Source organism: Streptomyces yamdrokensis (assembly GCF_053890455.1).
In genome coordinates, this window is record NZ_CM132679.1 from 6138590 (window position 1) to 6158680 (window position 20091).

Here is a 20091-nt window from a genome sequence, read left to right on the forward strand (position 1 = left end):
CGATTCCGTCGGTCACGGTGTCGGCCACGGCCGCCGCGGTCCGGCCGGCCGCGGCGAACGGACGACGTACCGGAAGGCATGATTCGAGCCGAAGTACCGGGCTGTCGCCGGACCGCCTGCCAAGTGGACGCCCGATGCCCCATGATGAGCGCGCCCCGCACTCACCCATGCCTGGAGCAGCCGTGTTCCCTTCCCCCGTCCGCCCGCGCGCCGTACGCCGTCCGGCCCTGGTCACCGCGGCGACCGCCGCCGCCCTTCTTCTGGCTGCCGCACCGGCCGTCGCCCACGTCCACGTCGAGTCCGACAACGCCCAGGCACTCGCCCAGGACGTCACGCTCACCTTCGCCGCCGCCTCGGAGTCCGCCGACGCCGGCATCACCCGGCTGCGGGTGGTCCTGCCCGAGGGCATCGAGCCCACGGACGTGACCTACGGCGAGGGCCCCAAGGGCTGGAAGCTCACCGCCACCGACGACGGCTACACCGTCGAGGGCCCCGCCGTGGAGGCCGGCGAGGACGTGGAGTACTCGGTGGTCGTCCGTCAGCTCCCCGACGCGAAGGAGCTGGCGTTCAAGACGCTCCAGAGCTACAGCGACGGCCGCGTCGACCGGTGGATCGAACTGACGGAGCCCGGCGGTGACGGCCACGGCCACGGTCATGGCAACGAGGCCCCGGTCCTCGAACTCGAGGACGCCGCCCCCGGAGCCGCGTCGGTCGCTCCCTCGCCCACCGCACCCGAAAGCGCCCCGGCCTCGTCTCCCGCCCCGGCCGCCGAGGAGACGACGGCATCGCCGTCCGCCCGGACCGCGGCCGCCGACGGCGAGGCGGAGGACGGCGGCCTGTCCGCCGCGGCGTGGGCCGGAATCGCCGCGGTGGTCCTCGTCGCGGCCGCCGCCGTGGCCTTCCTCCTCCGCCGCCGGGGCGCCGCCCGGCAGTGACGTGGACGCGCAGCACGCCTCCACGGACGAGAGACGGGTTGCCGCATGCCGCACTGCCGCGCGAGTGCCGCAGCCCGCCCCTCTCGGGTCGGACGGGCGTTCGTCACGGATGGCCACGGACGCAGTCCTCGATCACCGAGGCGACCTGCTCGGCCGCGGCCGGGACGCGGTGCGTGCGGCGGGCCAGTACCAGGTCGACGGACTCGGGGCCGGTGAGCGGTACGTAGGTCGCGCCGTCCAGGCTCAGGCTCTGCACCGACTGCGGTACGAGGGCCACGCCGTGGCCTGCCGCGACGAGGACGACCAGGGTGGCGGTCTCGCCGACCTCGATGAGCGGGGCGGGCCGGAAGCCGGCCCGCCGGCAGGCGGACAGGACCAGGTCGTACATCGAGGACCGGGACCGGGAGGGGTGGACGACGAACGGCTCGTCGGCCAGGGCCTTCAGCGGGATGCTCCGACGGCCCGCCAGCCGGTGGTGGGACGGCAGCACGGCCACCAGCGGCTCGGACCGCAGCGGCGTGGTGCGGATGTTCTCCCTGGACACCGCGCCCCGCAGGACGGCGAGGTCGAACGTGCCGGAGAGCAGGCCCTCGACGAGCAGCGGGGTCAGAAGCTCACCCCGCAGGTCCAGGGTGATGCCCGGCAGCTTCGCCCGTACGGTGCGGGCGACCTTCGGCAGGACGTCGTAGGTGGCCGTGCCGATGAAGCCGACCGAGACCCGGCCCGCGTGACCGGTGGCGAGCTCCCGCAGATGGGTCCGCGCGCGTTCCTCCTCCGTGACGAGGGCGCGTGCGTAGTCGGTGAGGTGACGGCCGGCCTCGGTCAGCTCGACGCGTCGGGTGGACCGGTGGAACAGCGGGAGGCCCAGCTCCCGCTCCAACTGCTTGATCTGCTGGGACAGGGCCGGCTGCGCCACGTGCAGCCGGGCGGCCGCACGCCCGAAATGGCACTCCTCGGCCAGGGCGAGGAAGGAGCGGAGCTGACGGAGTTCCATACGCCCCATTTTATAAGGCGTCCTTATGAATCGATGCGGATCAGGTCTTGGACATGATGAAGCGGGCGCTCGTACCGTGAGGGCGTGAGCGACAGCTACCTTTACGCAGCGGCCAGAACGCCCTTCGGCAAGTTCACGGGGGCCCTCGCCGACGTCCGGCCCGACGACCTCGCCGCGGTGGCTGTCACCGGGGCCCTGGCCAAGACCCCCGCGCTCGACCCGGCGGAGATCGGCGACGTCGTCTGGGGCAACGCCAACGGCGCGGGCGAGGACAACCGCAACGTCGGCAGGATGGCCGTACTCCTCGCGGGACTGCCCACCTCGGTCCCCGCCACGACCGTCAACCGGCTGTGCGGCTCCTCCCTGGACGCCGCCCTCATCGCCTCCCGCGCCATCGAGACCGGCGACGTGGACATCGTGCTCACCGGCGGGGTCGAGTCGATGACCAGGGCGCCCTGGGTCCTGCCCAAGCCCTCGCGCGCGTTCCCCGCCGGGGACGTGAGCGCCGTGTCCACCACGCTCGGATGGCGGCTGGTCAACCAGCGCATGCCGAAGGAGTGGACCGTCTCCCTGGGCGAGGCGAACGAGCAGCTCGCCGACCGCTTCTCCATCGCCCGGGACCGGCAGGACGAGTTCGCCGCCCGCTCCCACAACCTCGCCGACGACGCCTGGAACGCGGGCTTCTACGACGACCTGGTGGTGCCCGTCGTCACGGACGCCAAGGGCACGACCGTCACGCGGGACGAGGGGATCCGCCCCGGTTCGACCGCCGGGAAGCTGGCCGGACTCAAGCCCGTCTTCCGCCCCGACGGCGTCATCACGGCCGGGAACGCCTCCCCGCTGAGCGACGGCGCCTCGGCGGTCCTGCTCGGCTCGGGCGCCGCCGCCGCGCGCATCGGCACCGACCCCGTCGCCCGCATCGCCGGCCGGGGCGTGTCCGCGCTGGACCCGCAGATGTTCGGATACGCCCCCGTGGAGGCGGCGAACCGGGCTCTGGAGAGGGCCGGGATCACCTGGTCCGACGTCACCGCCGTCGAGCTCAACGAGGCCTTCGCCGTCCAGTCGCTGGCCTGCGTCGACGCCTGGGGCGTCGATCCGGAGACCGTCAACGCCAAGGGCGGCGCGATCGCGCTCGGCCACCCCCTGGGCGCCTCCGGCGGCAGGATCCTGGGCACCCTCGCCCACCGGCTCCGGGAGTCGGGGCAGCGGTGGGGCGTCGCCGCCATCTGCATCGGAGTCGGCCAGGCGCTCGCCGTGGTCCTGGAGAACGTCGCGGGAGGAAGCCGGTGACCACCCTGCTGTGCGACCACGCCGACGAGGCGGTGGCCGGGACCGAGGACGGCTCGACCGTGCTCGTCGGAGGGTTCGGCATGGCCGGCATGCCGGTCGGCCTGATCGACGCCCTCATACGCCAGGGTGCCAAGGACCTCACCGTCGTCTCCAACAACGCGGGCAACGGCGACACCGGACTCGCCGCGCTGCTCGCCAAGGGGCGGGTCCGCAAGGTGATCTGCTCCTTCCCGCGCCAGAAGGACTCGTGGGTGTTCGACGACCTCTACCGCACGGGCAGGATCGAACTCGAGGTCGTCCCCCAGGGCAACCTCGCGGAGCGGATGAGGGCGGCCGGGGCCGGCATCGGCGCCTTCTTCTGCCCCACCGGCGTCGGCACCCTCCTCACGGAGGGCAAGGAGACCCGCGAGATCGACGGCCGCACCTACGTGCTGGAGTACCCGATCAAGGGTGACGTCGCGCTGATCGGCGCCCACCGAGCCGACCGCATGGGCAACCTCGTCTACCGCAGGACCGCCCGCAACTTCGGCCCGGTCATGGCCACCGCCGCGACCACGGTGATCGCACAGGTCCGCGAGATCGTCGAGACCGGCGCCATCGATCCCGAAACCGTCGTGACCCCCGGCATCTACGTCGACCGTGTGGTGAAGGAGGCCGGCCCCGCATGACCACGACCCGAGTGACGAACGATCAGAATGCGACGAACGACCAGGGGGCGACGAACCATCAGGGCCCGCTGGGCAAGCAGGACATGGCCGCCCTCGTGGCGCGCGACATCCCCCGGGGTGCCTTCGTCAACCTGGGCATCGGGCAGCCGACCCTCGTCGCCGACCACCTGCCCGCCGACTCCGGTGTGGTCCTGCACACCGAGAACGGCATGCTCAACATGGGGCCCGCGGCGAAGGAGGGCGAGGCCGACCCCGACCTGACGAACGCGGGCAAGGTGCCGGTGACCGAACTGCCCGGAGCCGCCTACTTCCACCACGCCGACTCGTTCGCGATGATGCGCGGCGGTCACCTGGACATCTGCGTCATGGGCGCGTTCCAGGTCTCGGCCACCGGCGACCTCGCCAACTGGCACACGGGAGCGCCCGACGCCGTCCCCGCCGTCGGCGGGGCCATGGACCTGGCGACCGGCGCCAGGAAGGTGTTCGTCATGATGACGCTCTTCACGAAGACCGGCGCCCCCAAGCTGGTGCCCGACTGCGCCTACCCGCTCACCGGACTGCGCTGCGTCGACCGCGTCTACACGGACCTCGCGGTCTTCGACATCACCCCCGGGGGAGTCAGGGTCGCCCAGACCTTCGGCACCACGGTGGACGAGCTCGCCGGCCGCCTCGACGTGCCGCTGCTCGCCCCGGAGGCGTGAGACACGGGCGAGGGCCGGGCACGAGGGCTCACCGCCCGCGCCCGGTCCCCGCCGCCCGCTCCTCACGTAGCATGATCGACTCCGAACGGCCCACCCGTACCGGTCCCTGCCCGTGCTCGGGGGCAACTCGTCGAGCACGAGGACCGGTCACGACCTCGAGCAGCCCGGGAGCGTGACCGGTCCCGGAAGTCCCGAAGAAGGACGAACGAAGTGAAGATCGTAGTGGACGACCTCTCCGGCCCGGAGATCGTCGCGTTCCTCGAAGAGCACGTCCGGCAGATGCGGTCCATCACACCGCCGGAGAGCAAGCACGCCCTCGATCTCGGCGCGCTCCGCAAGCCCGGGATCACGTTCTGGTCGGTCATCGACGACGACACCCTGGTGGGCTGTGGTGCGATCAAGAGGCTGGACGCGGGTCACGCGGAGCTGAAGTCGATGCGCACCGCCCCGACGCGTAAGCGGAGCGGAATCGCGTCCCTGCTGCTGAAGCACATCCTCACCGAGGCCGAGCGCGCCGGGTTCACGCGGCTGAGCCTGGAAACCGGTTCGGCCGAGTTCTTCCTGCCCGCCAGGAACCTGTACGAGAAGTTCGGGTTCGCCCCCTGCGAGCCTTTCGCGGACTACCGGCCCGACCCGAGCAGCACGTTCATGACGAGGGCGCTTTGAGGACTCCGGTCCACCGGCCCGGGCGACCGCTCCCGCGCTCGGGCTCCGTCGTCGGGCGCGCGTCCCTGAGGCCCGGCACGCAAAGAACGACGTACCGACCGTCGGCACCCTCCCCGTAGGGCCCGGCCTTCAGTAGCATCGGGCCCCGGGGATCACGGCTCGACACGGCCGCGCGGGCCGCCGTCCCGTACTCCTGAAAGCGGAGTGGGGCGGATCGGGGCGGGCCGGACGTCAGGGGGCGGTGCGTGAGAGTTCTTGTCGTCGGCGGGAGCGGGTTCCTCGGACACGAGGTGCTCCGCCGGGCCGTCGCCGCCGGATGGGACGTGGCCGCGACCTACCGGACCAGCCCCGGGGACCTGCCGTCGGTCACCTGGTACCGGGCCGACCTCCGCGACCCGGGCCGGATGGGGGAGGTGCTGGTCCGGGCCCGGCCGGCCGCGGTGATCAACGCGTCGAGCGGACACGCCGACTGGGCGGTCACGGCCGACGGCGCGGCCCGGCTCGCCCTGGAGGCGGCGGGCGCCGGCTGCCGGCTGGTCCACGTCTCCTCCGACGCGGTGTTCTCCGGCGCCGACGTCCACTATCCGGAGGAGGCACTCCCCGACCCCGTCACCCCGTACGGAGCCGCCAAGGCCGCGGCGGAGACGGCCGTCAGGGTGGCGGTGCCCGAGGCCGCCGTGGTGCGCACGTCGCTCATCGTGGGACACGGACGGTCCGCCCACGAGAAGGCCGTGCACGCCCTGGTGGCCGGCACACGCACCGGTGTCCTGTTCACGGACGACACCCGCTGTCCGGTCCATGTCGACGACCTGGCCTCGGCTCTTCTGGAGATCACGGAGTCGGACGGATCCGGTGTGTTCCACGTGGCGGGACCCGACGCGATGAACCGTCACGACCTGGGCGTCCTCATAGCCCGGCGGGACGGGCTGGACCCGGCCCGGCTGCCGGCCGGTCTGCGCGGCGACGTGGCCCCGCCGGGAGACCTCGACATCCGTCTCGTCACCGACGCCACCCGGGGCCGGGTCCGGACCCGTCTGCGGGGCGCGCGCGAATTCCTCGGCCCCGGCGGCCCGTGAGCCGGCCCGGCTTACCACTCGGCGCGGCCGGGTGCGCCGGGCGGACCGCGCCGGAGAACGGGCCGCCTCTCCGGTGGGGCCCTCGCCCGCGGGACCGAGTGCCCCGGTTGCGGCGTTTTCGGTGCGCGCGGAGGCAGTTGAGGAAATTCACCCGCACCGTGCCGCCTCTCGATAAAGTGATTTTCCCGGTCGCCCTCGGACGTCAACGAGGACATGCCCGACGTCGACGGAGCCGGCGCAGCAGGTGGCGAACCGGCCGCCGGAATGTGGTCCCCGGGCGCACGCGCGTCCGGGGAGGCAGCGTGATGGTGTCGGCGAAGAAAGCACCAGGACGATACGTCGGTCCAGCTCGTCGTATTGGTCGGCACGTCAGTCATGACTCTTGTCAAAAAGGAAGTGTGACTGCATGTTTGACGATAATTCAGCAGGGTATGGTGCGCACCTGCCGGGCAGCGGGCATCTCGTCGGGGATCTCGAGAGGATTCTCGGTCGGCAGCGGATAAGCACCGGTCTCGAAAGCAGTGCCGGATTCCTGCGCGGCCGGCGGATCCTGGTCACCGGAGCCGGTGGCTACATCGGGTCGGAGCTGTGCCGTCAGCTCAGCCTGTGGGGACCCGAGAGCCTCATGATGCTCGACCGGAACGAGACGGCCCTCCACCTGGCGGCCAGCGGCATCGAGAGCTCCTCGTCGGTGCGGCCCGTCATCCTCCTCGCGGACATCAGGGACTCCAGAGGGCTCACCCGGCTGTTCCGCCGGTGCCGGCCGGACATCGTCTTTCACGCGGCGGCCCTCAAATGGGTGCCCATCCTGGAGGAGTTCCCCGGAGAGGCCGTGAAGACGAATGTCTTCGGCACCCGGGCGGTACTCGATGCGGCGCTGGCCGTGGACGCCGCGTTCCTGGTGAACATCTCGACCGACAAGGCGGTCGACCCGGTCGGCGTGCTCGGATACTCGAAACGCATAGCCGAGGGGCTCACCGCGGCGGCCGCCATCCAGGCGGGCAGGCCGTATGTGAGCGTGCGATTCGGCAACGTGCTCGGTTGCCAGGGATCCTTTCTCGACGTTTTCGCCCGGCAGATCGCGGCCGGCCACCCGGTGACGGTCACCCATCCCGAGGTGACGCGCTATCTGATGACCGTCCAGGAGGCCGTGGAACTGGTCATCCAGTCCGCCGCACTGGGCAGTGTCGGCCACGCCCTCGTGCTGGACATGGGGGAACAGGTCCGGATTCTCGACATAGCCAGAAGGGTCATCGCGCACGCGGGCGTGGAACTCCCGGTCCACTATGTCGGGCTGAGACCGGGGGAAAAGCTCACCGAATCACTGGTGTCCCCTTCCGAATACCCGGTCCGGTACGTGCACCCGAAAATCATGGAAGTGCCGGTGCCGGCCCTGAAGTCCGGCGACGGACCGGACCTCGACGCCTGGGGGGAGGACCACGCCGTCGTCGCCGCCCTGCGTGACACCTGCCTGGTCATGGCAGGCGACCCGGTGACGCAGGACCCCGGTCACCGGCTGGTCTGACCCCGGGCGGGCGGCGCGCCGGGCCGGCACGGCGGCGGTCCGGCCCTTCGCGGGTGCCGGTCGCCCGCCCCTCACAGGTACCGGACGCCCCGCCGCGCACTTCCCGCCAGGAACCCCGCCAGACGCGCTCCGTAGCGGATCCAGCGCCGTCGCAGCACCGGCGATCGCACCAGGTCCGGAACGTGCAGCAGCAGCCAGCACCAGTTCATGACGACCACGCGGCCGGCGCGCCGCTCGAACCCGGCGCGCCGGTAGGCGGCGTACAACTGGGCGCCGGAACGGCCGTAGTTCCACTTCTGCCGTGCCAGCGTCCGGAGTTCGTCCCGCAGCCGGTAGTGCATCCGGGCGTCGCCCGCGTAACGGACGAGGTAACCACAGAGCTGGGCCCGCCAGGAGAGATCCATGTCCTCCCCGCCGCCGCGGTAGCGCTCGTCCCAGCCGCCCATCGCGGTCAGGACATCCTTCCAGGCGCCGCTGTTCGCCCCCCGGGCGAACGGCAGGAAATCCGTCTGCGCGTCCATCGGCAGGGGCTGCTCGTCGGCGCGGCCCGGGCTGAGTACGGAGGTGTCCAGCCCGCCTCCCACCAGATCGGCCTCCTTGGCCGCCTGAGCCATCGCGGCCAGCCAGCCGGCGTCGGCGACGTCGTCCGCGTCGCAGAACGCGATGAAGTCACCGCGTGCCGCGGCGATTCCCCGGTTGCGTGCGCAGCTCTCACCGGCGTGGCCGGACGCGTCGACGATCCGCAGGCCCGGCAGTTCGGCGCGCGCGCGTGCGGCTACCTCACGGGTGGCGTCCGTCGAACCGTTGTCGACGACCAGGACCTCGTACGCGACGGCACCGGTCTGCCGGGCCAGGGCGGTCAACTGGGCGGCGAGCGTGCGGGCGCCGTTGCGCACCGGGACGACCACCGACACCAGCCGGGGGGTGTTTCCGTTCCGCGGTCCGGCAGGGGGCGGCCGGTACCCGTACCGGACCAGGCGGACGCGCCCCGCGACGCGCGCTCCGGGGGCCAGGACCGCCCCCGGGTCTTCGGCGGCGGTCCGTCGGCGGACCAGCAGCCTGGGTACGCTGACCCAGCGAGCCGTACCGCCGTCCGAGTCCAGCAGTTCGCGCCGCACCGCGTAGGCGCCTTCCAGGAGATCCGCGGGGGACGGCCGGGTCCCCGGGGACCCGGGCGGCAGGGTGAACCCGTCCACGAGACCGTCGTCCCTCAGCCGAAGCGTGCCGCACTGCACCAGGCCGACCGGTTCGGCGCCGTCCCCGCCTCCGTCGCGGACCGCTCGCGACAGGTGCCACAGCCAGTGGGGGAGTGCCTCGTCGCCGCCGCGGAGAACGGCGACGTACGGTGCCCGGGCGTCCCTGGCCGCGTCGACGCACGCCGGCCCGAGGCCCTCGCGGGCGCACCGGACGACGCGTACGGGCGGCGCCGCGGCAGCGGAGGGCCCGGACCCACCGGGAGACCTGGCATCGTGGGCCGTCGGGGTGTTCCCGGCTGTGGTCACCAGGGTGATCGAAACGGGCCGTACCGTCTGGGCGAGGAGGGTGCGCACCGTGCGCTGCCCGTCGCCGTCCGGGTCCGCCACCACCACCGAGACGGGAGGCAGCGCCTCGTCCACGGTCTGTGCCGGGGTGTCGTCCATGTCGCCCCCGCCGCCGGCTAACCGAGATCGATCCGGGTCAGGGTGAAGTCGATGTCGTTGGGCGGGGCGACCAGCAGCGGCAGCAACTCCTCACGGGTGCGTGCCCGTCGCCGCCGTTCCTCCCGGACGGTCAGCGCCTCGGTGTAGGCCCGGCGCTCCGCGGACCCGAACCCGGTCTCCGGCGCCTGGGTGAGCGACTTGGGCCAGATCCGGTACCGGTAGAGCACCTTGCGCACGCTGCGCAGCCGGTACAGGCGGGCCGCCCGGAGATGGAAGTCGGTGTCGGCCCCCAGCCGCGCGGTGCCGTCGAAGCCGCCGAGGGTCTCGAGCACGGAGCGCCGTACCACCGAGGACGGGTGCAGGAGCACGGTCGTCCGCCCCAGCCGCATCCACAGGTTGCCGTTGCGGGGCATGCGCCGCCGTCCCGTCGTGCGGCCCGCCTCGTCGATGTAGGAGTAGGCGCAGCCGACCAGGTCGGCCGTGCCCTTCTCCAACAGGGCCAGTTGATGGCGGAGCCGGCCGGGCAGGCTGAGGTCGTCGGTGTCCTGGAAGGCCACGTAGGGGGTCTCCACCGACTCCATGACCTTGTTCTTGATCCGCAGGTGGCCGACGTTTTGGGAGGTGCGCAGCACGGTCAGCCGTGGGTCGCCGGCGTACGGATGGAGTTCGGGGACCCAGTTCTCGTCGGGGGAGCAGTCGTCCACGACCGTCAGACGGAGGTCCGGGCGGTCCTGGGAGAGCACCGACCCGACGGCCGCACCCAGATACGCCGCGCAGTCGTAGTGGGGCAGGATGACGGTCACCACCGCCTCGGCCGGCCCTGCTGTCGCCATAGGGTCTCCTTTTGGACCGCCCTCGGGGCGGCCTCGTGTGTCAGTGCCCGGCAGCCGATCCCGCGGCGGGTTCCTCGACGGTGGGGCTGCGGAAGTCCCCCTCGTCGCCCCACGCCACCCGGCGCCGGGGCCGTCCCGCCGCGCCCCGGACGGCCAGGGAGCCGGCCACCCCGCAGAACCAGGTGAAGTGCAGCCCCTTGACCAGCCAGCGCTGCGTTCCGCGCACCGGGCCGCGGCTGTTGTCCCACGCCGCGAGCGGCCACAGACCGTGGAAGAGGACGCGGGTGAGGTAGACCCGCGCGGTGGGCCAGGGATAGTCGGCGACGCAGGTCACATGGCTGTAGAGGGAGCGGCGCAGTCGCTGGAAGGTGTCGTGGGTGCGGCTGACGCGGTAGAAGCTGATCCGGGCCTCGGGCAGCACTTCCAGGTCGTGCAGGGGATCGGACGCCTCGGCGTCGAGCAGCTCGAACACCACGTACCCGTCGTCGGTCAGGCGTCTGACCGGAATGCCGGTGCCCACGACGTCCGTCGCGACCACCAGGCAGGCCGCCGCGGGGCAGGCCTTCGGCGGAGCGGTGACCCCGGAGACCCGGTCCATGGCCTGCGAGGTGGCGGTCTCCCTGGCCAGCGCCACCGAGTGGGCCCCGACCGCGCCCCGTTCCCCCCGCTCGTGGAACCGGGAGACCAGGAGGGCGAGGCAGCGGGGAGCGATCTCGATGTCGTCGTCCGTCCAGAGCCAGCCGGTGTAGCCGAGATCCTCGGAGAGCCGCAGGACCGTGCTCACCGTGCGCAGCTTCCCCGGTCCGGGCAGGGCCAGGCCGACCAGGGTGAGGGCCAGGTCCTCGGGGACCAGCGCGTACAGCCGGCGCAGTCTGCGCAGCGCCTCCTCGTCCTCCCCGGGGCCGTACTGCATGCCCACCCAGAGGGTCAGCGGCAGGGACGGGTGCGCTTCTCCCACCTCGGCCAGGGAGCCCAGCAGGTGACGGAACGTCTGCTCGTGCGCCCCGGCGTCGCACCGCCCCACGTAGGTGGGCAGCAGCACCCCGAGGCCGCCGGACGGCAGCGGAAACGCCGGCCCGCCCGGCCGCGCGCCGATCACGGCGTCCTCGCGCACCTCGCCCCGGACGTCCGGGCCCGGTCCCTCACGCCCCACCAGGACGAACGGGGTGGGGCGCGCCGGCGGCGGCGCGAAACCGCGGGCCACGGCCCGTTGCCACCAGACACGACGGTCCACGGTCCCCCCGCGCATCCACGTCCCCTTCGTCGTTCTCGAGCAGAATTCCCTCTTGCCCTGACACGGGGTGCGGCCCCGTCCGCTCCCGCCCCGGCAGCAGACTCCGGAGAGGGAGAAAACGCTGGTACGAGCAACGCACAAGTGAGCGATGAATGTGGCTGGGTCGGTACGCTAACCAGCCCTTAGACCGGTCGGCAAGAGTGGCTCCGGGCATCGGCGGGATATGGCCGGAATACGAGGGCCCGACTCCCGTACTCCGCCCGGCCGCCCCGTTAGAATCCCCGAAGCCGGTTTGTGGAGGCCCGAACTCACGGGTGATCGCGGTCCCGACCGTTGCGCACGCCGCGTGTGGCAGGCTGAGTCGTGCGAGCGGCGGCCGGGGTGATGAACCCGGCCGAGTCGCGAATCCTGACCATTGAGGCCGGCAACGCGTGCCGATTTGTCGCGGTCGGCAGAAAGGTGGCAGTCATGGGCTATTCCGTCGGTGCCCGGCAGGGGTTCCACGGCATGTCCGAGCCCGCCGACCGCAAGATTCTTCTGCAGGCACGCGGCATTGTGAAGCGCTACAAACGCCGCCGCGTCCTGACCGGGGTCGATCTTGTCGTGCACGCGGGCGAGGTCGCCGCGATCGTCGGCAGCAACGGAGCGGGCAAGTCCACCCTGCTCAAGATCTGCGCCGGACTGCTCTCCCCCGACAAGGGACAGGTCACCGTCTCCGGCAACCTCGGTTACTGCCCGCAGAACGCGGGCGTCATGGGCTTCCTGACTCCCCAGGAGCACTTCACCCTCTTCGGCACCGGCCGGGGCCTGAGCCGGAAGGAGTCCCACCACCGCGGCCGGGAACTCGCGGGAGAGCTCGACTGGGCCCCGGCGCGGGGCGTCCTGGCCAAGGACCTGTCGGGAGGAACCCGCCAGAAGCTGAACGTCGTCCTGTCGGCCCTGGGGGGACCGGACCTGCTGCTGCTCGACGAGCCCTACCAGGGATTCGACCACGGCTCCTACGTGGACTTCTGGCGGAGCGTCTGGGCGTGGCGGGAGGCGGGCAAGGCCGTGGTCGTGGTGACTCACATGCTCAACCAACTCGACCGGGTGGACCAGGTGCTGGACCTCACCCCCGGCAAGGACAGGGGCATCCGATGACAGCCACCCTGCGGATGGCGGACATGACCTTCCGTGAACTGCTGCGCCGGAGGGGCGTGCTGGGCCTGCTGCTGCTGGTTCCGCTCGTCTTCTACCTCGGGCGGTACGACCAGACCGGGCAGGCCGTCCGGTTCGCCAGCCTCGGTGTGGGTTTCGCGGTCAGCGCCGCGGCCCTCTTCTCCACGGTCGGCGGCCGGGAGATCGAACCGCTCCTGGCCCTCTCCGGGTTCCGTCCGCTCCAGCTCTTCCTGGGGCGCCTGCTGGCCCTCCTCACCGCGGGCATGGGCGTCTCCGCCCTCTACGCCGTGGTGATCCTGACCGGGCAGGACGTACAGCACCCGCAGGCCGTCATGGTGGAACTGGCCCTGACCACGCTGGTCGCGGTGCCACTGGGACTGCTGCTCGGGGCGGTCGTGCCACGGGACATGGAGGGCGCCCTGCTGCTGATCTCCGTCATCGGCGCCCAGATGGTGACGGACCCGGCCAAGGATTCGGCCAAGGTACTGCCCTTCTGGTCGACCCGGGAGATCATCACCTACGCGGTCGACGGCGCGGACGCCGGGTCGTTCGGCTCGGGGGTGGCCCACGCCCTCGGAGTGGCACTGCTGCTGGCCGTGGCGAGCGGATGCGTGACGGCGGGCCGATTGCGTCGCCGACGTCATCTGCAATTCGCGTGAATTGCGCCCCGGACCATTGGAAACGCCCCGCGCGGCACAAAACCGCCGGGGCGTTCCTGCTTTGCTGCGACGGACATTCATAACCGTCGTACCGACTCTCCCTACCCTGCCGAAACGAACGCGTGTAGTATCGGCAACCGCCCTGCCGCCCCATGTCCTCGAGGCGGCCCGGTGGACCCGCTGTTCGTCTCTCCAATGGAAGGGGAGTACGTGAACGACGCCCTTGGTTCGTCCGCCGGTGAATCCACCGGACGGGCTCGCCGAAGAATTCCGGAGCGCTTCTCCGCTCCTTCGACCCCAGCGGGTTCCGGAACGGTCACGCAGTTCCCCGGACAGGCATAGCGGAAAACCGTGAGGAGGCGCCGGAACGCGGCGCCCGCACCGGCGTCGACGACGCCGTGACGACCACTCGCTGCCAGTTCGGGAACGACCCCGAGGACCAGGGCGCCCCGCACCTCCATCCCAACGTGCGACACCTCATCCGAACGCGCGACGCGGCCGGCACCCCGTCACGCGAACCGTCCGGACGACAAGGGGGAAGACGCTGGTGAACGCCTTACCGCAGCTGGACCACCACACCGAACTCCACGCCGCACCACCGCTCTGGCGACCGGGACGCGTGCTCGCCCGGCTGCGCGAGCACCGGCCGGGCCCCGTCCACATCATCGACCCCTTCAAGGTCCCGGTGACGGAGGCGGTCGAGAAGGCGGCGGAGCTCACGCGGCTGGGCTTCGCCGCCATCATTCTGGCCAGCACCGACTACGAGTCGTTCGCGTCGCACATGGAACCGTACGTGGCGTCGGTGAAGGCGGTCACCCCGCTACCGGTCGTCCTGCACTTCCCGCCGCGCCCGGGAACCGGCTTCCCGGTGGTCCGCGGCGCGGACGCGGTCCTGCTGCCCGCGCTGCTGGGCTCGGACGACGACTACTTCGTCTGGAAGAGCTTTCTCGAGACCCTGGCCGCCTTCCCCGGCCGGATACCCCGGGAGGAGTGGCCCGAGCTGCTCCTGACCGTCGCCCTCACCTTCGGCGAGGACCACCGGACCGGGGACCTGCTCGGCACCATGCCGGTGAGCACCACCTCCACCGAGGAGATCGACCGGCACGTCCACGTGGCCCGCACCTTCGGTTTCCACATGGTGTACCTGTACTCGCGCAACGACCACGTGCCGCCCGAGGTCGTACGGCACTTTCGCAAAGGGCTCGGCCCCGACCAGGTCCTCTTCGTGAGCGGCAACGTCCGCACCGGCCGACAGGTCGCCGAGTACCTCGACAGCGGGGCGGACCGTGTGGGGTTCGCCGGAGCCCTGGAGCATCCGGACTGGCGGACCACCCTCGAGGAGATCGGCGGGGGACGGCCCGACGCACCGGCCCGCCCGGGGGGCGGGCGGTGACGGCCGCCCCGGTCACGGCCCTGCCCGCGGACTACACGCAGTCCATGCTCGCCGCCGAGGCCGCCAACCGCGACCACGTCACGCGGTGCGTCGCCGGGACCGAGGGATCGCCGGACCTGGTGGCGCACACCGCCGCCCTCCGCCTGTACCTGAGGGTCCCCCACTTCCTCACCGAGTGGACGGCGGACCCGCACCGGCGGGCCGCGGTGTCCCGCGCCCTGGCCCTCGACATCGTCGCCATGAAGCTCCTCGACGACCTGATGGACGACGACACCGGCCTCGACCGGGTCGAACTCGCCTGCGTCTGCCTCCGTCTGCACCTGCGGGCGCTCCACGAGCTGGAGTCCCTGGCCCAGGACCCCAAGGCGGTGACGGACATCCTGGAGCGGGACGCCGTCCACCTCTGCGGCGGCCAGATACGTACCAAACGCACCCGCGCGGCGAACCTCCAGGAATGGCGCGCCCACGCGAGCACCTACGGCGCCGCTTTCCTCGGCCGCTACGGGGAGCTCGCGGCCGCCTCCGGCGGGGGCGGCCAACCGGCTTACGCCGTGCGGCAGTTCGCAGAGGCCTTCGCCATGACCATCACCGTGGCCGACGACCTGACCGACTACGACCGCAACGGCGAGCGGGACGGCAACCTCGCCCATCTGATGCGGACCGGAGTGGTGGCCGGCCAGGACGTCGCGGACCTGCTGGAGGAGTTGCGCGAGCAGGCCCTCGCCGCGGTGGGGGCGCCGCCCGGCGCACCCGGCCTGGTGCCGGTCGTCCACCTCTACACGGACGACGTGCTGACGCGGCTGCTCCCCCGGCATTCGGGGGAGTGACCGACGGCCGGCCGGAGCCTCTCCGGCCGGCCGCCCCGTTTTCCCCGGGATCCGGCGGGCTACCGTGCCGAGTCGCCCCGCACCATCAGGTCGTCGAACACGAAGAGGTCGACGTCGGTGTGCGCGAAGTCGTCGAGCACGTCCCGGGCGGTGTGCGCGATGGGCCTGCCCGGGCCGTTGAGCGAGGTGTTGATCAGCGCGGGCACGCCGCTCAGCCCCTCGAACGCGTCGAGCAGACCGTACAGCCGGTCCTCGTCGGGGCCCAGGGTCTGGATCCGGCAGGTGCCGTTGACGTGCCGCGCCTCGGGCGCGGTCCCGTCCGGCAGCCGGTACTCGAAGAGCATGTACGGCGACGGTGCCTGACCCGGGTACAGCTCGGCGAAGCGCTCGTCGCGCATCACGGCGCCCAGCGGCCGGTACCACTCGCGCTGCTTGAGCTTCTCGCTCATGCGCTCGCGCATGCCGGACACCGCGGGACTGCCCAGCAGCGACCGGTGCCCCAGCGCGCGCGGCCCCAGTTCCGCCGCTCCCTGCGTCAGCGCCACCACCCCGCCCGCGGCCAGCACCCCGGCGACCGCGGACCGGTCGTAGGCGACGGCCCGCAGTCCCGCACCCTCCACCGCCCGCAGGACGTCGGCGCGGGACTCGCCCCCGCCGTTGTGGTACACGCCGAACGGCTCCGGCTTCACCCCGGCCACCTGCGAGAGGGCGTAGAGGCCGGCGCCCGTCGGATGCCCCGCGTCCCCGCAGGCCGGCGGGATGGCGATGTCCCGCCCGTACTCCGCCCGCAGCACCGAGTTGGTCACGATGTTCAGGGCGCACCCGCCGCCGAGGGCGATCGGCCCCACCCCGGTGTCCGTGCGCGCCACGTGCCGGTCGAGCACCTCCCGCACGGCCCCGGTGAACATCTCCTGGAACGTCGCCACCACATGCGACGCCGTCTCGAACCCGGAGTCGAACTCGGGCCGGCCGGCCAGGTCCGCGCGCACCCGCTCCGCGAGCTCCCGGTCGTTCATCACCTCCGGGTCCACCGCCAGCAGCTGTTCGCGGATGCGGGCGTCCGGCTGCCCATAGCCGCCCATGGCCATCACCTTGCCGGCCACGCTGGGGCTCGGGCCGAAGCCGAGGAGGTGCCCGATCGCGGTCCACCCGAAGCCGTTGCCGTACCAGGGCAGCGGGTCCTTGTCGACCCACCTCAGGGCCCCGCCCGACACCCGGAACAGGGAGCTGCGGGTGAGCTGGCCGCGGCCCTCGTTGACGAGAACGACGGTGCCCTCCTCCCAGCCCGCATAGTGGGCGGCCAGCGCCGCGTGGGAGACCTCGTGGGTGACCACGACGCACTCCACCCGGCGCCCCAGCATCTCGCACACGGTCCGGTGGTGGAGGGCGCCGGCCGCCGTCCGCTCCAGGGCCCGGTCCATGTCGGGTATGCGCAGCAGCCCGCTGCGGACCGGCGTGCTGACGGCCACCAGATCGATCCCGTCGGCGTCCACGCACTCCTGGTCGAGCACGTGCCGCAGGGCGACGTCGCAGCGGTGGTCGTGCTTGACCCGGGTGAGCCGTTCGGTCTCGACGGCGAAGACCAGCCGTCCGTCCTCGAAGTAGGCGACGCCGGTGTCGTGGCCGGCGGAATGGAGCGAGAGGACCTTCATCAGCTCTCCTGACGCGTGGGTGAGGATGACGGAGTGAGTCTGCGGATGTCCGAGTACGGAGCCCACTCGATGCCGCGCAGTGGCTTGCCGGAGAGCCCGCGCACGTACAGTTCGCTCCCGATGCCCGCGAACCAGGCGAAGTAGAGCCACTTGATGAACGCCTTCTTCAGGCCGTGGCGGGCACCGCGGGAGGAGTCGAAGCCGGTCAGGGGCCACATGCCGCCGAACAGGACGTGGCCGAAGTAGTGACGGACCACCGGCAGGGGCCAGTCGGCGACGTCGACGAGGTGGTTGAGCAGCAGCCTGCGGATCCTGCGCCGGGTCTCGCCCGCCGGCCCCGCCACGTAGTAGTGGCACCGGGCGTCCGGAACCAGCCGCAGGTGGGCCAGCGGGTCGGGCAGGGCGGGGTCGAGGAGGCGGAAGCACACATAGCCGTCGTCGGACACGTAGCGTCCCGGCAGGCCGCCGGCCACCACGTCGGCGGCCACCAGGATGCAGCAGCCGTGCGGGTAGTTCGTGGCCGGTGCGGCGATCGCCTTGGCCCGGGACAGCAGCAGGGAGGTGGCGTACTCATGGGTGTGCGCGATCTTGGTCGCGCCCACCGCCCCGCGGCAGCCCGCTCCCAGGAAGTCCCGTACCAGCCGGGACAGGCAGCCCTCCTCCAGAATCACGTCGTCGTCGGCCCATCCGATGCCCGCACAGCCGAGGAGCTCGGCGACCGCGATCGCCCCGTTGAGCGTGCGGGGCTTGCCCGGCCCGGGCAGCGAGAGACCGCAGACCCGCAGGCCGGGTAGCCGGGTCCGGGCGTCGTCCAGCAGCACCCGCAGACGCCGCAGCGACTCTTCCTCCTCCTCGGCCGACGACCACTGCATGCCGACGAACAGCACCAGGGGCACCCGGGGGTGGTCCCGCGCCACCGTGGCCGCCTGGTCCAGCAGCGCGCCGAACCACTCCCGCTGCCGCGCCAGGGGCACCCGGGAGACGTAGGTCGGCAGAACCAGGGCGATGCCCGGCTGCCCGGCGGGCGTGCGCAGCGCCTCGGCGGCCTCCTCGGCCCGCGGGGTCCCGTCGGCCCGCAGACCCGGCAGGACGTGCCGGACGGGGACCGCCCAGGACTGCGGGGGCCGGAACCCGCGGGCCATGGTGCTGCGCAGATGATGTGTCACGAACCCCTCGCCGGCCGGCCGGCGCCTGCGCCGCGCGAGTGGACGGTTGAGGCGGACCGGTGGCCCCGGACGGTCCGGCGGACACGGGACGGCCGGGGCCGCGGGCTCAGAAGTCACGGTCGGTGTTGGACGTGGACCGGTGCAGGCTGTGCAGGCCCTCCAGCGTGTTGCGCCACTGGCCGGTCACCGCCATGTGCGAAACCAGCGGTCTGACCATGGAACGGCGCATGAAGAAGGACCGGTACGCGCGCTGGGCACGCTCCTGCGCGTCCGGCACCAGATACCCGATCCGCGCGTCGAACTCGCCTTGCACGAAACGGTCCCAGTAGTCGGGCGGGATCTGGCCGGCGGCCACGGACTCCGTGTGCAGGGGGGTGCCGGGCAGGGGCGTCGCGGTGTAGAAACTGGCGTAGTCCAGCGGGAGCCGGCAGGCGAGGTCGACGGTCCTGCGGAACTGCTCCCGGGTCTCCCCGAGCCAGCCGACGATGAAGTACCCGAAGCCCTTGATCCCGGCCTCGTGGGCGGAGGTGACGGCCTTCTCGATCTTCTCGATGTCGCTCTCCTTGCGCATCCGCTCGAGAATCTCGGTGTCGCCGTGCTCGATGCCGAACCGCAGCCGCACGCACCCGGCCCCGGCCATCGCCTCCAGCAGCGGCTCGGGCACCAGGTCGACGCGGGTGGGCGCCTCCCAGCGGACCTTGAGGCCCCTCTCGCCGATGAGCCCGCAGATCTCCCGCACCCGGCCGCGGTGCAAGGTGAACACGTCGTCGTAGAACATGATCTCCTTCACCCCCCACCGCTCCTGGAGCTCCGTCATCTCGCCGACGACGTCCTCGGGACTGCGGTACATGGACTTCTTGTCCACGGCCTGTTTGAAGCAGAAGCTGCACTTGAAGGGGCAGCCACGGCTGGAGATCATCGTCGCGAACGGCCGGGGGGCCATGATCGAGTAGTAGCGGTTCATCGGAAGCCCGGAGCGTTCGGGCCAGCCGACATCCTCCAGGTTCACCATCGGCGCGGCACCGCCGTCGTGCTTGCGGGTCACCAGGCCGCGAATGCCCTCCGGATCCTCGCCCTGCTCCATCGCCTCCGCCAGTTCCGGCATGATCGTGATGCCTTCGCCGACGCCTATGTAGTCGATGGACTCGTGGACGAGGTTCTCGTGCGCGTACACCTCCGTGTGCGGCCCGCCCAGGATCACTTTCGCCCCGGTGCTCCTGGCCGCCTCGCACGCCTCGATGGCACCGGGCAGGCCGGGCGTCGTGGTGCTCACCCCGACCAGGTCCGGCTCGAAGTCCGCGAGCAGTTTGCGCAGCCCCTCGCTGTCGAGTCCCAGAGCGGGGGTGTCGACCTGGATGACGTTGTGGAACCCGGCCGACTTGAGCGCGGTGTGGATGTAGCCCAGTCCGAGGTGCGGCAGCACACCGGCCCGCTTCTGGACCCGGGCTATCTGTCGGGTGTTCAGGCACAGGTCGTGATGGCGCACCAGGGCGATCCGCAGCTTGCGTTTGCGCCAGAGAGGTATTCCCGGGCGGGCCGGGGCCACGGCCGGGGTCGAGCAGCCGCCCGACGCCGCCCCCGCGGCGAGACCTGTGCTGATCACGGGCAATGTCTTCCGCATACGATGCGCTCCTTCTGGGCCCTGCGGCTGATGTCTCGTGGGGTGGGCGGGGT

Annotated in this window: 18 protein-coding genes; 11 read left to right on the top strand and 7 right to left on the bottom strand. The window is 71.9% G+C overall.

What is annotated here, in order from left to right; all coding sequences use genetic code 11:
- Positions 1-182: 182 nt before the first annotated feature.
- Complete coding sequence (locus ACWZEH_RS27285) at positions 183-935, top strand: DUF1775 domain-containing protein (RefSeq protein WP_456193730.1); 753 nt, start codon at positions 183-185, stop codon at positions 933-935.
- A 103-nt stretch (positions 936-1038) separates the two neighbouring features.
- Here ACWZEH_RS27285 and ACWZEH_RS27290 read toward each other — a convergent pair whose 3' ends face one another.
- On the bottom strand, positions 1039-1929 hold the full coding sequence (locus ACWZEH_RS27290; protein ID WP_456193731.1) for a LysR family transcriptional regulator: 891 nt from the start codon (positions 1927-1929) through the stop codon (positions 1039-1041).
- A gap of 84 nt (positions 1930-2013) precedes the next feature.
- On the opposite strand from ACWZEH_RS27290, the gene ACWZEH_RS27295 reads away from it, so the two are divergent.
- The 6 genes from ACWZEH_RS27295 (at position 2014) to ACWZEH_RS27320 (ending at position 7855) form a co-directional block, all read left to right on the top strand.
- Positions 2014-3219 (top strand): thiolase family protein, encoded by a 1206-nt coding sequence (locus ACWZEH_RS27295; RefSeq protein ID WP_456193732.1) that lies wholly within the window; start codon positions 2014-2016, stop codon positions 3217-3219.
- Positions 3216-3887 (top strand): 3-oxoacid CoA-transferase subunit A, encoded by a 672-nt coding sequence (locus ACWZEH_RS27300; protein WP_456193733.1) that lies wholly within the window; start codon positions 3216-3218, stop codon positions 3885-3887. Before ACWZEH_RS27295 ends, ACWZEH_RS27300 begins: the two co-directional genes overlap by 4 nt.
- Positions 3888-3970: 83 nt before the next feature.
- Entirely contained in the window at positions 3971-4588 is a 618-nt protein-coding gene (locus ACWZEH_RS27305; RefSeq protein ID WP_456199857.1) for a 3-oxoacid CoA-transferase subunit B, read from the top strand.
- A gap of 210 nt (positions 4589-4798) precedes the next feature.
- Positions 4799-5254 (top strand): GNAT family N-acetyltransferase, encoded by a 456-nt coding sequence (locus tag ACWZEH_RS27310; RefSeq protein WP_456193734.1) that lies wholly within the window; start codon positions 4799-4801, stop codon positions 5252-5254.
- Between the two features lie 245 nt (positions 5255-5499).
- The gene (locus ACWZEH_RS27315; RefSeq protein WP_456193735.1) at positions 5500-6330 is read left to right on the top strand and encodes an SDR family oxidoreductase; all 831 of its coding nucleotides are present in this window, start codon (positions 5500-5502) and stop codon (positions 6328-6330) included.
- 406 nt (positions 6331-6736) lie between these two features.
- On the top strand, positions 6737-7855 hold the full coding sequence (locus ACWZEH_RS27320) for a polysaccharide biosynthesis protein (protein ID WP_456193736.1): 1119 nt from the start codon (positions 6737-6739) through the stop codon (positions 7853-7855).
- 71 nt (positions 7856-7926) lie between these two features.
- Here ACWZEH_RS27320 and ACWZEH_RS27325 read toward each other — a convergent pair whose 3' ends face one another.
- The 3 genes from ACWZEH_RS27325 to ACWZEH_RS27335 are packed head-to-tail and all read right to left on the bottom strand — an operon-like array spanning position 7927 to position 11577.
- The gene (locus ACWZEH_RS27325) at positions 7927-9495 is read right to left on the bottom strand and encodes a glycosyltransferase family 2 protein (RefSeq protein WP_456193737.1); all 1569 of its coding nucleotides are present in this window, start codon (positions 9493-9495) and stop codon (positions 7927-7929) included.
- 17 nt (positions 9496-9512) lie between these two features.
- A complete protein-coding gene (locus tag ACWZEH_RS27330) occupies positions 9513-10328 on the bottom strand; it encodes a glycosyltransferase family 2 protein (RefSeq protein ID WP_456193738.1) in 816 nt (271 codons plus the stop codon).
- Positions 10329-10368: 40 nt separating this feature from the next.
- Positions 10369-11577, bottom strand: a complete 1209-nt coding sequence (locus ACWZEH_RS27335) for a glycosyltransferase family 2 protein (RefSeq protein ID WP_456193739.1) — start codon at positions 11575-11577, stop codon at positions 10369-10371.
- Positions 11578-12030: 453 nt separating this feature from the next.
- Here ACWZEH_RS27335 and ACWZEH_RS27340 point away from each other — a divergent pair, with 453 nt between their 5' ends.
- The 4 genes from ACWZEH_RS27340 (at position 12031) to ACWZEH_RS27355 (ending at position 15599) form a co-directional block, all read left to right on the top strand.
- On the top strand, positions 12031-12702 hold the full coding sequence (locus ACWZEH_RS27340; RefSeq protein ID WP_456193740.1) for an ATP-binding cassette domain-containing protein: 672 nt from the start codon (positions 12031-12033) through the stop codon (positions 12700-12702).
- Positions 12699-13379, top strand: a complete 681-nt coding sequence (locus tag ACWZEH_RS27345) for a hypothetical protein (RefSeq protein WP_456193741.1) — start codon at positions 12699-12701, stop codon at positions 13377-13379. Before ACWZEH_RS27340 ends, ACWZEH_RS27345 begins: the two co-directional genes overlap by 4 nt.
- A gap of 547 nt (positions 13380-13926) precedes the next feature.
- Positions 13927-14772, top strand: a complete 846-nt coding sequence (locus tag ACWZEH_RS27350) for a geranylgeranylglyceryl/heptaprenylglyceryl phosphate synthase (RefSeq protein ID WP_456193742.1) — start codon at positions 13927-13929, stop codon at positions 14770-14772.
- Positions 14769-15599: a Moenomycin biosynthesis protein MoeN5 gene (locus ACWZEH_RS27355; RefSeq protein ID WP_456193743.1), complete on the top strand. Its 831-nt coding sequence runs from the start codon at positions 14769-14771 to the stop codon at positions 15597-15599. The genes ACWZEH_RS27350 and ACWZEH_RS27355 overlap by 4 nt, the downstream gene beginning before the upstream one ends.
- A 59-nt stretch (positions 15600-15658) precedes the next feature.
- On the opposite strand, the gene ACWZEH_RS27360 is transcribed toward ACWZEH_RS27355, so the two are convergent.
- The 3 genes from ACWZEH_RS27360 to ACWZEH_RS27370 all read right to left on the bottom strand — a co-directional run bounded on the left by ACWZEH_RS27360 (position 15659) and on the right by ACWZEH_RS27370 (position 20038).
- On the bottom strand, positions 15659-17251 hold the full coding sequence (locus ACWZEH_RS27360) for a carbamoyltransferase C-terminal domain-containing protein (RefSeq protein ID WP_456193744.1): 1593 nt from the start codon (positions 17249-17251) through the stop codon (positions 15659-15661).
- Positions 17251-18417, bottom strand: a complete 1167-nt coding sequence (locus ACWZEH_RS27365; protein ID WP_456193745.1) for a hypothetical protein — start codon at positions 18415-18417, stop codon at positions 17251-17253. Before ACWZEH_RS27365 ends, ACWZEH_RS27360 begins: the two co-directional genes overlap by 1 nt.
- Positions 18418-18523: 106 nt before the next feature.
- On the bottom strand, positions 18524-20038 hold the full coding sequence (locus ACWZEH_RS27370; RefSeq protein ID WP_456193746.1) for a B12-binding domain-containing radical SAM protein: 1515 nt from the start codon (positions 20036-20038) through the stop codon (positions 18524-18526).
- Between the last annotated feature and the right edge of the window lie 53 nt (positions 20039-20091).

What these genes read in the sequence shown, in the direction of transcription:
- ACWZEH_RS27290 (WP_456193731.1), bottom strand. Translation starts at nt 1,929, where the DNA reads ATGGAACTCCGTCAGCTCCGCTCCTTCCTCGCCCTGGCCGAGGAGTGC.
- ACWZEH_RS27330 (WP_456193738.1), bottom strand. Translation starts at nt 10,328, where the DNA reads ATGGCGACAGCAGGGCCGGCCGAGGCGGTGGTGACCGTCATCCTGCCC.
- ACWZEH_RS27360 (WP_456193744.1), bottom strand. Translation starts at nt 17,251, where the DNA reads ATGAAGGTCCTCTCGCTCCATTCCGCCGGCCACGACACCGGCGTCGCC.
- ACWZEH_RS27325 (WP_456193737.1), bottom strand. Translation starts at nt 9,495, where the DNA reads ATGGACGACACCCCGGCACAGACCGTGGACGAGGCGCTGCCTCCCGTC.
- ACWZEH_RS27305 (WP_456199857.1), top strand. Translation starts at nt 3,971, where the DNA reads ATGGCCGCCCTCGTGGCGCGCGACATCCCCCGGGGTGCCTTCGTCAAC.
- ACWZEH_RS27345 (WP_456193741.1), top strand. Translation starts at nt 12,699, where the DNA reads ATGACAGCCACCCTGCGGATGGCGGACATGACCTTCCGTGAACTGCTG.
- ACWZEH_RS27370 (WP_456193746.1), bottom strand. Translation starts at nt 20,038, where the DNA reads ATGCGGAAGACATTGCCCGTGATCAGCACAGGTCTCGCCGCGGGGGCG.
- ACWZEH_RS27320 (WP_456193736.1), top strand. Translation starts at nt 6,737, where the DNA reads ATGTTTGACGATAATTCAGCAGGGTATGGTGCGCACCTGCCGGGCAGC.
- ACWZEH_RS27340 (WP_456193740.1), top strand. Translation starts at nt 12,031, where the DNA reads ATGGGCTATTCCGTCGGTGCCCGGCAGGGGTTCCACGGCATGTCCGAG.
- ACWZEH_RS27335 (WP_456193739.1), bottom strand. Translation starts at nt 11,577, where the DNA reads ATGCGCGGGGGGACCGTGGACCGTCGTGTCTGGTGGCAACGGGCCGTG.